General features: G+C 61.9%; 11 protein-coding genes. 5 read left to right on the top strand and 6 right to left on the bottom strand.

All coding sequences use genetic code 11. The features are described 5' to 3' along the window. Positions 1-93: 93 nt before the first annotated feature. Positions 94-1,710 (top strand): PvdJ/PvdD/PvdP-like protein, encoded by a 1,617-nt coding sequence (locus HU762_RS20150; protein ID WP_186639970.1) that lies wholly within the window; start codon positions 94-96, stop codon positions 1,708-1,710. 161 nt (positions 1,711-1,871) lie between these two features. Here HU762_RS20150 and HU762_RS20145 read toward each other — a convergent pair whose 3' ends face one another. From HU762_RS20145 to HU762_RS26930, 3 genes are all read right to left on the bottom strand, one after another. Then, positions 1,872-2,342, bottom strand: coding sequence for a DUF6124 family protein (locus HU762_RS20145; RefSeq protein ID WP_346656877.1), 471 nt, complete (start codon positions 2,340-2,342; stop codon positions 1,872-1,874). A gap of 376 nt (positions 2,343-2,718) precedes the next feature. Next, positions 2,719-3,045: a DUF6124 family protein gene (locus HU762_RS20140; RefSeq protein WP_186639968.1), complete on the bottom strand. Its 327-nt coding sequence runs from the start codon at positions 3,043-3,045 to the stop codon at positions 2,719-2,721. Between the two features lie 437 nt (positions 3,046-3,482). Further along, positions 3,483-3,608 carry a hypothetical protein gene (locus tag HU762_RS26930; RefSeq protein WP_272976258.1) on the bottom strand — a complete coding sequence of 42 codons (126 nt, stop codon included), beginning with the start codon at positions 3,606-3,608 and terminating at the stop codon, positions 3,483-3,485. 467 nt (positions 3,609-4,075) lie between these two features. Between HU762_RS26930 and HU762_RS20135 the strand changes: the two genes are divergently transcribed. Further along, positions 4,076-4,465: a hypothetical protein gene (locus HU762_RS20135; protein ID WP_186639966.1), complete on the top strand. Its 390-nt coding sequence runs from the start codon at positions 4,076-4,078 to the stop codon at positions 4,463-4,465. Between the two features lie 434 nt (positions 4,466-4,899). On the opposite strand, the gene HU762_RS20130 is transcribed toward HU762_RS20135, so the two are convergent. The 3 genes from HU762_RS20130 to HU762_RS20120 are packed head-to-tail and all read right to left on the bottom strand — an operon-like array spanning position 4,900 to position 9,431. Further along, positions 4,900-6,300 carry an efflux transporter outer membrane subunit gene (locus tag HU762_RS20130; protein WP_186639965.1) on the bottom strand — a complete coding sequence of 467 codons (1,401 nt, stop codon included), beginning with the start codon at positions 6,298-6,300 and terminating at the stop codon, positions 4,900-4,902. 10 nt (positions 6,301-6,310) lie between these two features. Beyond that, positions 6,311-8,281, bottom strand: coding sequence for a MacB family efflux pump subunit (locus HU762_RS20125; protein WP_186639963.1), 1,971 nt, complete (start codon positions 8,279-8,281; stop codon positions 6,311-6,313). Position 8,282: 1 nt separating this feature from the next. Then, positions 8,283-9,431, bottom strand: coding sequence for an efflux RND transporter periplasmic adaptor subunit (locus HU762_RS20120; protein WP_186639961.1), 1,149 nt, complete (start codon positions 9,429-9,431; stop codon positions 8,283-8,285). A gap of 311 nt (positions 9,432-9,742) precedes the next feature. Between HU762_RS20120 and HU762_RS20115 the strand changes: the two genes are divergently transcribed. The 3 genes from HU762_RS20115 to HU762_RS20105 all read left to right on the top strand — a co-directional run bounded on the left by HU762_RS20115 (position 9,743) and on the right by HU762_RS20105 (position 15,180). Continuing rightward, a complete protein-coding gene (locus HU762_RS20115) occupies positions 9,743-10,225 on the top strand; it encodes a sigma-70 family RNA polymerase sigma factor (protein WP_186614792.1) in 483 nt (160 codons plus the stop codon). 143 nt (positions 10,226-10,368) lie between these two features. Then, complete coding sequence (locus HU762_RS20110) at positions 10,369-11,703, top strand: SidA/IucD/PvdA family monooxygenase (protein ID WP_186639959.1); 1,335 nt, start codon at positions 10,369-10,371, stop codon at positions 11,701-11,703. A gap of 201 nt (positions 11,704-11,904) precedes the next feature. Then, positions 11,905-15,180, top strand: a complete 3,276-nt coding sequence (locus HU762_RS20105) for a transporter substrate-binding domain-containing protein (protein WP_186639957.1) — start codon at positions 11,905-11,907, stop codon at positions 15,178-15,180. The last annotated feature ends 126 nt before the right edge of the window (positions 15,181-15,306 follow it).

The raw sequence follows: 15,306 nt of genomic DNA, 5'->3' as shown, positions 1-15,306 counted from the left end.
AGCAGCCGAGCGGTTCTCTTGCCTTAAATTTGTCCGCTCAGCCAACGTTCTAGCTTGGATAAAGCCCGCCCCAGGGTGAACACAGGTAAGGCAATGACGATTTCTCGACGATGGTTCATGGCAGGCCTGGCGCTGACCGGTGCCGCCGTGCCTGCGGTGTATTACGGGCACCGTGAACTGACCCGGCCGGACCCGACCATCACGCCCGGCGAGGCTTCGTTCGAGGTGGCGGACGTGGCGGGTCAACGCCGTGCCAACACGCTGCGCGGCATCTGGACGATCCGTTTTACCGGACGCGATGCCGGGCTCGACGGGCTGCCGGACGATGGCCTGCAGGTGTTTCTCGACATTGCCCACAAGGGCCGTGGCCTGGTGGGTTGCCTCGACACCGCCGAGCGCCTGCGCGCCGGGGACGAACCGCGCTACCGCGTATTGGGCGACCTGGCCGGCAGCGATCCGAAGCAGCTGAGCTGGCGATTGATCGGCGCCGAGCATGACGCGCCGGATTACGAATTCATCATGACCCTGGACGAAGTCTGGGCCGGCTTTGGCAATGCCGGCACGGCCACGCTCAGCGGGCGGGTGTTGCGCCTGGATCGTCCGTTGGGGTTGCCCGAACTCGATCATCAGTTTGTTGCGGTCAAGCAGCGTTTCCCCGAAGCCCGGGAGCGCATACCGCTGAGCCCGGCGTTGCTGGCCTGGCTGGTGTCACCCGAGCACCGGCTGTTCCATCAGCTCTGGCATGCCTCGCGGGACAAATGGCACACCCTGGACGAAGACAAGCGTGATGCCTTGCGTGGCATCGGCTGGCAGCCCGGCCCGAGAGGTCAGGAACGTGACGCTCGCGGCAAGCGTAAGGACCGCAATGGCTCGGGCGTGGACTTCTTTTTCATGCACCGGCACATGCTCGGCACGGCCCGTTCGTTCCAACCGCTACCGGCGTGGCCACGCTTTCCGTTGCCGCAACCGGAGCTGGAACGTGATCGCCTCGGGTTTGCCCGGTATTTCGACAACGTCGATGGCACGGCGCTGCCGCCGACCTGGCTGGCCCGTGGCGATGAGCAGTACGCCCAGTGGGTCAGCGACATCAAGACCGCCGAGACCTATCACAGTAATTTCCAGGTCTGGGAATCGCGCTATCGCGACCCGCGCTACCTGTCGAAATTGACCTTGGGCCAGTTCGGTTCGGAAGTGGAACTGGGCCTGCACGACTGGCTGCACATGCGCTGGGCCTCGGTGCCGCGTGACCCGTCCAACGGCCACCCGGTGCCGTTCGCCCGCGATCCGGCGGACTTCGCCCAGCGTTGGTTCGAACCGGAAAACGACTTTCTCGGTGACCCGTTTTCCTCCCATGTAAGCCCGGTGTTCTGGGCTTTCCATGGTTGGATCGACGATCGCCTCGAAGATTGGTACCGCGCCCACGAGCGCTTCCATCCGGGCGAAGTGAGCCGGCTCGAGGTCAGCGGCGTGCCTTGGTTCGCGCCCGGTCGCTGGGTCGAAATCGCCGACCCCTGGCTGGGACCGGACACCCACGGTTGCAGCACCACGCCGGGGTTGCAGAGCGGACGCTCGGTAGAGATGGACCCGGAAACCATGAAACTGGCGTTGCGCATCACGTTTGGCAGCGACGATGACAAGCTGTCCCAACTGTTCCGCCGCGTGCCGCAACGGCCGTGGTATGCGCGTAATCTGAAGTCCAAGCCGGTTTAACTCTTTCTGTCTGGACTGATCGTTCCCACGCTCTGCGTGGGAATGCAGCCAGGGACGCTCCGCGTCCCCAAGAGCCGAACGCAGAGCGTCCGTAGAGGCATTCCCACGCGGAGCGTGGGAACGATCGAAAATGTCACTTGGCTTGAGGTTAGTGTGAGGTTTCAGCGCGGCGCGGCGATGTCCAGGGCGCGGTTTGCCAGTAGCTCGCCGAGTTCGATCATCTGCTGGATCGCCAGCGCGAAACTCTGTCGCGAGCCTTCCAAATCAAACGCCAATTCGCTGGCCATGACGTTCACCGAGGCGAGGGTTTCGCTGAGGTTGGCCAACAAGCATTCCATGTCCGCGCCTTCTGCCACGCTGAACAACTGGTTCGGTGGTGGCTTGGGTGTTTCAGGTTTGGGATCGAGGTAAAAGGCGAGGGCGCGGTCGGCGGCTTCGTTGAGTTTTTTTGAATCGTCTTCGGGGGATTGGGGGTGATCTTGAACATTCTGCAGCTCCTGGTTATTTACAAGGCGCTGCCAGACATCACTTGCAGATGATGGGTGGTAGCTATGTGCAGGTCTGCAAGACCGGGAAACCAGGAACCCGGCAGACCCGAAGGTCTCCCGCACACAGCCGCCATTGAGCGACACGGATGTGTCGATTGGCTTGTGGCTATGCGCCTGGTATTTCGTCGAGCTTGCAGACCCGATCACTGATGGGCAGTGACGGAAAACAAGTTATCGACAGGTGGCCAGACGCACAAGCCGGCGGATTCTGGCGTAGTTGTAGGCAATGACGCAAGGCAACGTAGCCTCGATCGGGAGTCCTACATGGCCCGATAAACAGAACCAAAGCCGAACACTATTTTTGACGAGACGAATTACCCGTGGCGAGGGAGCTTGCTCCCGCTGGGCTGCGCAGCGGCCCCAAGATTTTGCGGTCGCTGCGCACTGGAGCGCCAGCCCGCCCGAGCGGGAGCAAGCTCCCTCGCCACGGGTTCACTTGGCTTGGGATTTTCTCTGAGTGTCAGCGCGGCGCGGCGATGTCCAGGGCGCGGTTTGCCAGTAGCTCGCCGAGTTCGATCATCTGCTGGATCGCCAGCGCGAAACTCCGTCGCGAGCCTTCCAAATCAAACGCCAATTCGCTGGCCATAACGTTGACCGAGGCGAGGGTTTCGCTGAGGTTGGCCAACAGGCATTCCATGTCCGCGCCTTCTGCCACGGTGAATAGCTGGCCCGGCGGTGGACTGGGTTTTTCAGGTTTGGGGTCGAGGTAAAAGGCGAGGGCGCGGTCGGCGGCTTCGTCGAGTTTCCTGGAATCGTCTTCGGGGGGAATGGGGGTGATCTTGAACATGGTGTAACTCCTAGTATTCATTTTCAGGAGCCGACACCATCGCTACCAAACGATTGGGTGGCGGCCGCACGCGGGTTGGTAGACCGGAGCACTAGGAACCCGGCGCGCCCGAAGACGCCCTGCGCACGGCCACCATGAGACAGATGCCGAGACAGCATCTTCAAGAGGTGGCGCTTGCGCCTAGTTGACTCGCGGGCTACCAAACCCGATCGCTGAAATCAGCGACCCGGAAACAGTAAAAGCCACGAGCCATACGCACAAGCCGGCGGATTCTGGCGTAGTTGTAGGCAATGACGCAAGGCAACGTAGCCTCGCTCGGGTGTCCTACATAGCCCGATAAACAGAACCCGAGCCGAACACTATTTTTGAAGAGACGAATTACCCGTGGCGAGGGAGCTTGCTCCCTCGCCACAGGTGTCGCTTGACTCTGAAGGGTGTCAGCGCGGTACGGCGGTGTCCAGAACGCGGTTCGCCAGCAGCTCGCTCAGCTCAACCATCTGCTGGATCCCCAGGGCAAAACTCAGCCGTGCGTCTTTCAAATCAAATGCCAGTTCATTGGCCATGACATTGACGAGGCGTTTTTCTGAGGTTGGCCAACTGGCATTGTTTGATAGCATTTTCAATGGTGGCGCTATGGCGCGTGTAGGTTTGACATGCCTACATGTAAAATCGGTGGATCAGGAGCCCGCTTCGTTTCACAGAAAAACTAGGTCAGGTAGGTAATTGGGCTTTCATCGCCGATGGAAGAGAGCAACGATACGACCTTGATGGGATTCGCCTGACCATTCTCGGCTCGCGGCGAACATGGCAAGCTGGATCTGAACTTCTGTCAACTGGAGCATTTTTCCAGCTTGCTTCGATGCATGGGGGCTACGCAGCACGAGGCGGCCTCATTCTCAGATCTGCTGTCTCAGCACCGAATCGAAGGAAAACCGTTAGGTCGTTTGGAAGATGATAGGCCAACCATTGAAATACAGCGACCGGATGGCAAACGAGCCGGCGATAAGAGTTACGACTAATGGATGCTGATATGAATACACAAATTTTTCGACCTTGGAACGTACCAGGCTTACCTACTTCCGGTAGAGTGACTTTTGAGCGTATTTCCTATGGGAGCGGTATGCGGATTCACCTTAGAGAGGCGGGGGAGGCAGGTAGATGCCTCTATTTGGACTTCCCTGAACTTCCTACCGCTATGCGTATAACAAACGAAAGTATGAGACTTTCCTCGTTGCCGTTGGTGCCAGAAGAGGCCGAAAGTTCATTCTTTTTAGTTGAGAATTCAGAGTTTTTGGCGTGGTTGAATAACGACTCGCTTGATATTTATGAAGAAGATCCGATTTTTCATTTGGCAATTGTTACTGAAGAGTGGATAGATATTATTTGCAACGAGAATCCAGTTGTGGTTTTTGAAGGTTGACGAGGTGCGTGAGCCTCTCGGTTGATAAGAGAGATTTGGTGTGATGACATTGTAAAAATATCGTCACTAGCGTATTAGACGAGTTCCATCCAAGCCTTCGGGCTCGGATGGACTTCGTTTTTGACGATCGATTGGATGCAGTAAAAGCCACGAGCCAGACGCACAAGCCGGCGGATTCTGGCGTAGTTGTAGGCAATGACGCAAGGCAACGTAGCCTCGATCGGGAGTCCTACATGGTCCGATAAACAGAGCCCGAGCCGAACACTATTTTTGAAGAGGCGAATTACCCGTGGCGAGGGAGCTTGCTCCCGCTGGGCTGCGCAGCGGCCCCAGAACCAGCCGCCTCAAAACACCTGGCCCACCGATGCGCTTGCCATTGGGGCTGCTACGCAGCCCAGCGGGAGCAAGCTCCCTCGCCACGGTGGTGCTCGGCTTTAGATCGGCGCCACCCGCCAACCCCCACCCAACGCCTTGTACAACGCCACGCTCGCCTGCACCCGCGCCAACCGCAGTTGCACGTTCATGTCCTGCGCAGCGTACAACGTACGTTGGGTTTCGAGCACGGTGAGCAGGTCTTCGGCGCCGGCCTGGTAGCGGCTCTGGGCGATGTCGAAGGCTGTCTGGGCCTGGTGCAGTTCTTCGGTCTGCCATTGCCGTTGCTGATCCAATCCGTTGATGCTGTTCAGGGCTTTTTCGACGTCGGCGAAGCCGTTGACGATGGCGGCGCGATAGGTTTCCAGCAATTCTTCTTGCCGGGCGCTGGCCCTGTCCCGTTCGGCCCGCAGGCGGCCGTTGTTGAAGATCGGTGCGGTCAGGCCGGCGCCGAGGTTGTAGACGTTGTTGCGCAGCAATTGATCGGCGATGTCGGCGCCAGTGGCCAAGCTCAGGCCCAGGGTGACCGAGGGCAGCATGGCGGCGCGGGCCACGGTGATATCGGCCTGAGCGGCGGCGAGGCGTGCTTCGGCGGCGGCGATGTCGGGGCGGCGGCGCAGCAGCTCGCTGGGCACGCCGGCATTGATGGCGGGCCAGTGCAAGCGGTCGAACGGTTCGTCGTCGAGCTGGAGCGACTGCACCGGTTGGCCCAACAACGCCGCGAGGGTGATCAACGCTTCGCGGGCTTGTTGTTGCACTTGCGGCACGCGGCGTTGTTGGGTTGCCACCAGGCTTTTTTGCTGGGACAGCTCCAGGGCCGTGGCGCTGCCGGCGTCGTAGCGGGTTTGCACCAGCTTCAAGACGTTTTGTGCGTTGGCCAGGTTCAGTTCGGCGATGCGCTGTTGTTCGCGCAGCGATAAGGCTTGGGTGTAACTGTTGGCGACGCCGCTGAGCAAGGTCAGCTCCACCGTCGCCCGGTCGAACTGGCTGGCCGACAGCGAGCTCTGCGCGCTGTCCCGGGCCGCCCGCTTGCCGCCCCAGAAATCCAGCTCATAGCTGGCGCTGAGGTTGGCGTCGTAGTAGTCGATGGTGCGGTTGTCCCGGTCGACGTCCAGTTGGCTGTAGCCTTTGCCGCGCAACAATTCCTGGCGATTGCTGTTGAGCCCGGCCGTGACCGCGGGCAGCAACGGCGCGCCGGCGATCACCGCGCTCGCCTGGGCCTGGCGCACCCGGGCCATGGCCGCGGCCAAGTCGAAGCTACCCAAGCGTGCCTGTTCGATCAATTGATCGAGTTGCGGACTGCCGAAATGCGTCCACCATTGCTGGTTATCCGCTCGGCTGCCAGGGGTGTCGAGGCTCTGCCAGGCCTGGGGCGGCTGGATGCCACTGTCCGGTGCCGACGCAGGAGTGGCGCAGGCCGCCAGCAACAGGCTGGCGGCCAGAAGGGTCAGGTGCGCTTTCATAGGGTGGGGTTCATTCACTGGTGAGGGCCGCGACCGGGTCGAGGCGAGCCGCCTTGCGGGCGGGCATGAAACCGAAGACGACGCCAGTGATCAGCGCGCAACCGAAGGCGCCGAACACCGCCAGCCATTCGAAGGCCACGGCGATCTTGCCCAGCAGCAATGCGCCGCCCACCAGCAAGGCCAGGCCGATGCCAGCCAGTCCACCGACCACGGAGAGCATCACCGCTTCAGTCAGGAACTGGCGCAGGATGTCGCGCTGGCGGGCGCCGGTGGCCATGCGGATGCCGATCTCCCGAGTCCGTTCGCGCACCGTCATGAGCATGATGTTCATCACGCCGATGCCGCCCACCAGCAGTGAAATCGCCGCAATGGCCCCGAGCATCAGCGACAGCGTGCCTTGGGTGCGGGCCTCGGCCTGGATCATCGCGGCGTTGTTGGTCAGCTCGAAATCCTGCTTGCCGTCATGCAGGCGCAACAGGGTGCGGGAAACGGCGTCCTCGGCTTCCTTGACCTTGCCGGCGTCCCGCGCCGCGATCACTACGTATTCCGGATGACGTGTGCCGAACAAGCGCACGCTGGCGGCGGAATAGGGCACCGCGATGCGATTGTCGGCGTCCGAGTCGCCAGAGCTGGCGCCTTTTTCGGCCAGCACGCCGACGACCTGGAACGGTACGTTTTCGATCAGGATGTAACGGCCGATGGGATCGACGACATCCTTGAGCAACTTCTGCCGGACCTTGTAGCCGATCACGGCTACCGCTGCTGCGCTGCGTTCGTCGGCTTCGCTGAAGTAACTGCCCTGGGCCACCGGCCAATTGAAAATGGTCGGGAAGTTGGTGTCGTTGCCGCCCACATAGCTGGTGTGGTCGAGGTTGCCGAAACGCACGTTGGCGTTGTTGCCGTTGACCGGCATGATGCGCTGCACTTCGGGCAGGGCGGCGAGGGCGGCAATGTCGTGTTCGCTGATGATGCCCTTGGTGGCGCGCGGATTGGGTGCCGTGCCGTTGAGGTAGATAATGTTCGAGCCGAAGGCGCCCATCTGGGCCATGACCTGGCGCTTGCTGCCTTCGCCCACGGCCAGCATCACCACCACCGAGGCCACGCCGATGACGATGCCGAGCAAGGTCAGGGCGGTGCGAAAGCGGTTGATCCACATCACTCGCCACGCCGCTTGTACCGCGTCGATCAGCTCACCTTTCCAGGCACCGTTGTGCTCGCTGCCGGCGCTCAGGCGCTGGCGCAGGTCCACCGCTTGCAACGCGTTCGGATTGGCTTGTGGGGCGGTCGGCGAAGCGGTGGCGCTGTCGCTGATGATCAGCCCATCGCGGATTTCGATGATGCGTTTGGCCCGCGCGGCCACGTCGCGATCGTGGGTGATCAGGATCACCACATGACCCTGGCTCGCCAGTTCGTCGAGTAGCGCCATGACCTCGATCCCGCTCTGGCTGTCGAGCGCGCCGGTGGGTTCGTCGGCGAGGATGATGTGCCCGCCGTTCATCAAGGCCCGGGCAATCGATACCCGCTGTTGCTGCCCGCCGGACAGCTGGTGGGGACGGTTGCCGGTGCGGCTTGCCAAGCCGAGGCGTTCGAGCAGGGCGCTGGCCCGGGCGTGGCGCTCGGCGGCCGAGGTGCCGGCGTAGATGGCCGGCATCTCGACGTTTTCCTGGGCGCTGCCGGAGGGGATCAGGTGGTAGCCCTGAAACACAAAGCCAAACGCTTCGCGCCGCAGCCAGGCGAGTTCGTCGCTGCCCAGGCCGGCGACGTCTTCGCCGGCGAAAAGATACTCGCCACGGGTGGGACGGTCGAGGCAGCCGAGGATATTCATCAGCGTCGATTTACCGGAGCCGGACGCCCCGACAATCGCCAGGAACTCCCCCGCATGGATCGACAAGTCGATGCCACGCAAGACTTCCACCCGTGGGCTGTCGCCGCCGCCGTAGGCCTTGCGAATGTCCCGCAGTTCGATCAGGGGCGTATCCATTTCAGCCCCCGCTGCCGCTGGCCGGTCCGATCAGCACCCGGTCGCCTTCGTTCAGACCCTCGATAATTTGCGTGCGCAGGCGGTCGCTGACGCCGGTGCGAACAGTGCGCGGCTGGACGTCGCCATTGTCGGCCAGCACCCGTACCTGACCGGCGTCCTGCAAGGCGGCGATGGGCACGGTCAGCACGTCCTTGGCTTGGGCGGCGACGAAAAATACCTGGGCGGTCATGTCGGTCATCAGCGCGCGGTCGGCGTTGTCGACGTCCAGCAACACGGTGTAGAGCACCACCCGTTCGCTGCCGCTGCGGCCACCGGTAGGGCCGCCGCCCTGGCTGGCTTCCAGCGGGCGTGGCGGCACCGGTAGGACCTGCCGCACGGTGCTGCTCCAGCGCCGGCTGCCACCGGCCAATGTCGTGAAGTAGGCGGTCATGCCCGGCTTGACGTGGCCGATGTCGGCTTCCGAAACTTCGGCCCAGACCGTCATCGGCGACAGCCGCGCAATGCGCAGGATCAGCGGGGTTTGCTGCTGGGCGTTGAGGGTCTGGCCTTCCCGGGCACCGATGGCGACGACGGTGCCGCTCATCGGCGCATAGATGCGCGTGTAGCCCAACTCGGCCTCGTCGCTGCGCAAGCTGGCCTGGGCCTGGCGGATCTGTGCCTGGAACATGTCGATGCGCGCCTGGGTCGCCCGCACTTCGGCATGGGCGGTCTGCACATCTTCTTCGCGAGTGGCGCCGCCGGCCTTGAGTTGCTGCTGGCGACGGAATTTCTGCTGTGCCAGGTCGTGTTGGGCGCGCTGTTCCTGGAGCTGGGCCTTGAGGTTCTCAATGGAAAAGCGCCCGGCGTCGAGCCTGGCTTTTTGCGTGGACGGGTCGATTTCTACCAATAGCTGGCCTTCGTGGACCTCGTCACCGGCTTCGACATGGATCTTCTGGATCTGCCCGGATGCTTGAGCGCCCACATCCACGTAACGCCTTGGTTGCAGGGTGCCAAGGGCGGTGACGCTGTTTTCGATATCGCCACGGGTGACGGCGGCGGTGGCCATGGGGGCACGGTTCGGCGCAACCGCTTGCCACGCAGCGAAAGCCACGGCCGGCAAGAGGGCGAAGGTCAGGAGCCAGGCGGGTCGGGTGAGGCGGGGACGATTCATGCAGGGTTCCGGCCGGTGATGTCGGGTCCGTCCCAGGAAGGGCAGGGACGGGGGGCTGTTCTGGTAGACGAGCGTTCCGGGCGGGAATTTAGCGGGGAAATACTGGGTAACAGTTGAGCTCCCTCGCCACAAAAACGGGTTCTGATGCGTCACCGAAATAAACGAAGCCGCCTTGATACAAACCAAAGCTTTAAATCTATATGAGAATTACTATAAATTACGCTATTGAATCTGCCACTATCGTGCCGTGCGATTTTTCGGCATGCCGGTTGGCACAGGGATAGTTGTCGCAGACATTGCGCACGGGAGTCATGTTGGAAAACTACTATCGCGAACTGGTGTGTTTCCTGAACGCCAGGCTAGGCAACCGCCAGGCGGCCGAGGATGTGGTGCATGACGCCTACGTGCGGGTACTGGAGCGCGCCAGTGATACGCCCATCGAGCAACCTCGGGCGTTCCTTTATCGCACCGCATTGAACCTGGTGATCGACGGCCATCGGCGCAATACACTGCGTCAGGTCGAATCGCTCGACGTATTGGACAGCGAGGAACGCTTCTTCACCCCATCGCCCCATACCAGCCTCGACCACGGCCAGCGCCTGGGCATGCTGCAACGGGCCCTGGCCGAGTTGCCACCGCTGTGTCGCGAGAGCTTCCTGCTGCGCAAGCTCGAAGGCTTGTCCCATGCGCAGATCGCCGAGCGCCTGGGCATTTCCCGGGCGTTGGTGGAGAAGCACATCGTCAACGCCATGAAGCATTGTCGGGTGCGCGTGCGGCAGTGGGACGCGCCTTGATTCACCTTCACTGATCGCGCAGCGGTAAATTTCCCCACACCGTCCTCGTTCCTCTCAACAGACGACTTGACGGCCTTACGCGGGCCGGGCGAGTCACCAGGCTTTCGCGCCCTGTTGAGGGGCTTCTCCAGAGGACACTGGACATGACTCAGGCAATTGCTGCGCCCAACGTTCACGACTTGATCGGCATCGGCTTCGGCCCCTCGAACCTGGCGCTGGCCATTGCGCTCCAGGAGCGCGGCCCGGTCCAGGGCGAGCTGGATGTGCTGTTCCTCGACAAACAGGCCGACTATCGCTGGCATGGCAACACCCTGGTGACCCAGAGCGAGTTGCAGATCTCGTTCCTCAAGGACCTGGTGACCCTGCGCAATCCCACCAGCCCGTATTCGTTCGTCAATTACCTCAAGCACCATGGCCGCCTGGTTGATTTCATCAACCTGGGAACCTTCTACCCGTGCCGCATGGAGTACAACGATTACCTGCGTTGGGTCGCGGCGCAGTTTGCCGGGCAAAGCCGCTACGGCGAAGAAGTGCTGCGCATCGAACCGGTGCTGCACAACCAGCAAGTCGAAGCGCTGCGGGTGATTTCCCGAAGTGGCCAGGGTGAGGAATTCGTACGCATCACCCGTTCGGTGGTGGTCAGTGCCGGTGGCACGCCGCGTATTCCCGAAGCGTTCAAAGGCTTCAAGAATGACGCCCGGGTCTTCCACCATTCTCAATACCTGGAGCGCATGGCGACCCAACCGTGCGTGAGCGGCCAGCCAATGAGCATCGCCATTATCGGCGGCGGGCAAAGCGCGGCGGAGGCCTTTATCGACCTCAACGACAGCTTCCCGTCGGTGCAGGTCGACATGATCCTGCGCGGCTCGGCCCTCAAGCCGGCGGACGACAGCCCGTTCGTCAACGAAGTGTTCTCCCCGGAATTCACCGACCTGGTGTTCCAGCAACCCCATAGCGAGCGCGAGCGCTTGGTCAACGAGTACCACAACACCAATTATTCAGTGGTGGACATTGACCTGATCGAACGCATCTACGGGATTTTCTACCGGCAGAAGGTATCGGGCGTGGCGCGCCACGCCTTCCGCACCCTCACTACGGTGGAGAAAGCCACCGCCACTGACGCCGGCGTGGAACTGGCGGTGCGCAACAATGCCACCGGTGAACTGACGGTGCGCCGCTATGACGCGGTGGTGCTCGCCACCGGTTACGAGCGGCAGATGCACCGTACGTTGCTCGAGCCGCTGGCGCCGTACCTGGGAGATTTCGAGGTGGATCGCAACTACAAGTTGATCACCGACGAGCGCTGCAAGGCCGCGATCTACATGCAGGGTTTCTGCCAGGCCAGCCATGGCCTGAGCGACACCTTGTTGTCGATCCTGCCGGTGCGCGCCGATGAAATCGCCGGCTCTCTCTATGAGCATGGCAACCATCGCGGGCAGGGGCATTCGGTGGGCGACTTGAAGCTGGCCATGGCGTAGGTCTCAGCAACGAAATAGTCCCAATCCCACGCTCGCCGGGAAATTCCTCAGAAACTTCCTACACTCTCAACGTGCCTCCTGGTTTCGGCTGGCGGGTACGTTGACGGTTCGCTGTTCCCTCGCTTTGGCAGTTCGAACCTATCAGCCGGTCGCTAGCCTGTAGCGCTCCGGGCCGATTTCGCCAAGCGAAACCCTGATCCAATGATGCTGTTTCTGCGCACAGGCCTGGCGGCGATATGGCTGGGCTTAGCATGTGTGGCGCCACAGGTGGGTGCCGAACCCGAGTCGCTGCGCGTGCTCGGGCGTTCCACCGTGAGCGACTATTCCGTGTCCCTGGACGAGGCCGATCGGCGCTGGCTGCGGCAAAAGGGCCGGTTGCTGCTGGGTGCCTCGGCGCCGGATTATCCGCCGTTCAGTATCACCGCAAATGACCGGGATTATGAGGGATTGACGGCTGATTACGCCCAATTGCTGGGGCAGCTGCTGCATGTCGAGATCCAAGTGCGGCGCTACGCGTCACGGGACGCATCGCTCCAGGCGCTGCGCGACGGGGAGATCGATCTGCTCGGCACCGCCAACGGCTTCGAGGCCAGCGATCCCGCGCTAGTCATGTCCCAAGCCTACGCCGATGACCTGCCCACCCTGGTGGCCCGCGTCGACGACAGCGAGGATGTGCCCACGGACCTGGCGGGCAAGCGGGTAGCGATGCTTTATCACTACTTGCCACCGGACCAGGTCGAGGCGTTCTATCCCGACGCCACTTTGCAGTTGTTCCCCTCGACCTTGAGCGCCATTGGCGCCGTAGCGTTTGGCCAGGCCGATGTCTACCTGGGAGATTCGATCAGCGCCCATTACCTGATCAGCAAGAACTACCTGAACAACGTCCAGTTGGTGGATTTTTCTCGCATGGAAGTGCAACCCTTCGCCTTCGCGGTCAGTCGCGACAATGGGCGGCTGTTGCGCATCGTCAATGCCGCCCTGCAAGCCATTCCCGTTGGCGAGCGCATGGGTATCCTGCGGCGTTGGAGCGCCGGCGGGGCGAGCGTGGCGGGTCAGCCAGCGGTGCATTTCAGTGTCAATGAACAGCGTTGGCTCGACGCACATCCGCGGATCAAAGTGGCGGTCAGCGAACATTTCCTGCCGCTGACTTTTTTTGACGAGCAGGGCCATCTGCGCGGTATCGGTGCCGACGTGCTGGCCAGGATCAGCCTGCGTACCGGCCTGAAATTCGACATCCAGCGTGGCGACTCGGTGGACGCACTGATCGGCCTGATCACCAGCGGCAAGGCCGACGTGCTGGCGACCGCCATCCCCAGTTCCGAGCTCGAGGATGAGTTGCGTTTTACCCGACCGTACCTGACGAACCCGTTCGTGCTGGTGGTGCCCATCAAGGCCAGGGACGCGTTGACGGTGGATCGGATGGCTGGCAAGCGACTGGCGTTGGTGCGAGGCAACGTACTGCGTGACTACCTGCTGGAGCAGTTTCCCGGCGTGCAACTGGTATCGGCGCAAAACGCCGCCGACGCCATGGCCATGGTCGCTGCGGGCACGGCGGATGGCGCGATCAATTCGTTGATCAGCGCCCGCTATATGATTTCTCGCCAGTATCGCGGCTCGCTGCAAGTCACCAGCACCGTGGGCACGGTGCCCGCGCGCGTTGCCCTGGCAACGAACCGGGACGCGCCGCAACTGTATTCAATCCTGGACAAGGCGCTACTGAGCATTTCCCCCGAGGAAATGGATGAGCTGACCAACCGTTGGCGCAGTGAAGTGGTGATCGACGACAGCTACTGGCTGCGCAACCGCACCACCATCGTCCGAGGGTTTGCCATCGCCGCGCTGCTGTTGTTGTTGACGTTGGGCTGGGTCATCTACCTGCGGCGGCTGCTGGAGCAGTTGCGCGTGGCCAAGGCCAGCGCCGACGATGCCAACCGGGCCAAGACCACGTTCCTGGCGATCATGAGCCATGAAATCCGCACGCCGATGAACGCCGTGATCGGCATGCTGGAACTGGCGTTGAAAAAAGCCGATCGGGGCGTCATGGACCGGCCCGCCCTCGAAGTTGCGTCGAGTGCTGCCCAAGGCTTGTTGGATTTGATCGGCGACATCCTCGACATCGCTCGCATCGAATCGGGACGGCTGTCGCTGGTGCCCGAGCGGGCCAACCTGCGGGCCTTGACCGAGTCGGTAGCGAGAATGTTCGAAGGCCTGGCCCGGCAGAAACAGCTGCGTCTGCAACTGGACCTGGATGCGGCAAGCAATCATGACGTGTCGATTGACCCGCTGCGCTTCAAGCAGATTGTCTCGAACGTTCTGAGCAATGCCATCAAGTTCACCGACCAAGGCTGCGTGCGCCTGGGCTTGAGAACCGAACCGACGCGTGACGGCAAGCGTCTGGACATTCACCTGCGGGTCGAAGACACCGGCGCCGGAATATCCGCCCAGGACCAGCGACGGCTGTTCAGCCCGTTTACCCAAGTTGGCGACAATACCGAAGCTGCTCGCGGCGGTTCCGGGTTGGGGTTGGTCATCAGTCGCACCTTGTGCGAAATGATGGGAGGCAGCCTGCGGCTCAGTAGCGTGCCGGGGCAGGGCACGCAGGTCGAAATCCTGCTGGAGTTGCCGTTGCTCGAAGCCGTGACCCAAGCGCCAGCGGTCCAGGACGAGACGCTGGCGCCGGCCCAGGTGCTCAACGTCCTGGTGGTTGACGACTACCCGGCCAACCGCTTGTTGTTGTCCCAGCAGATGAATTACCTGGGCCACGTTGCGCATGAAGCTGAAGACGGCGCCGAGGGTTTGCGTGTGTGGCGCGCCGGGCACTTCGATGTGGTCATCACTGACTGCAACATGCCGCTGATGAGCGGCTACGAACTGGCGCGCGCCATTCGCAACGAAGAGCGGGTCCAAGGCTTGTCGCCAACGAAAATCCTCGGGTTCACGGCCAATGCCCAGCCCGAGGAAAGAGACCGTTGTCTTGCGGCGGGCATGGACGATTGCCTGTTCAAACCCATCAGCCTCAAGCAACTGGATGCCTGCCTGGTATTGATCACGGCCGGTTCCGCCGTGGAGCCGGCCGCCGCCGCTGACGACTTCGATTTGACCAGCCTGGAACAACTGACGGGCGGCGACAGGATTTCACTCGGCAAGTTGTTGCAGGAGCTGATCGATAGCAATGCGTTGGACAAGGCTCGGTTGCAGCCATTGTTTTCGCGTCACGACTTGCCCGGGTTGTCCGATCTGGCGCATCGGATCAAGGGCGGGGCACGGCTTATCCAGGCACAGCGGCTGATCGCGGCCTGCGATGCACTGGAAAGCGCCTGTCGGGCGGGCGCCGTTTCGTCACTCGCCGAAGCGGTAGACCTATTGCGCCAGGCGATGGAACGCCTGGCCGAACGGCTGGAAATTCATATGGCGAGCGCACGCTTCGTCACCGGGTCGCAACGAGGTGCGATTGAACCTTCAGGCAACCAGGACTGATCGATGGCTGCAGAACCGCAGGTCGTTTGGCGATTTTTCCGCCTGCTTTTGGGATTCGTCCTACAGCGTCGCTAAAAACCTTCCTCTAGCCTGACGCGACTTAACGTTCCCAAGCCGGTTCGTACC

Origin of the sequence: Pseudomonas sp. SWRI92 (genome assembly GCF_014268685.1) — a bacterium.
GTDB classification, from domain to species: Bacteria; Pseudomonadota; Gammaproteobacteria; order Pseudomonadales; family Pseudomonadaceae; genus Aquipseudomonas; species Aquipseudomonas marvdashtae.
This window is presented reverse-complemented; position numbering and strand designations above follow the sequence as displayed.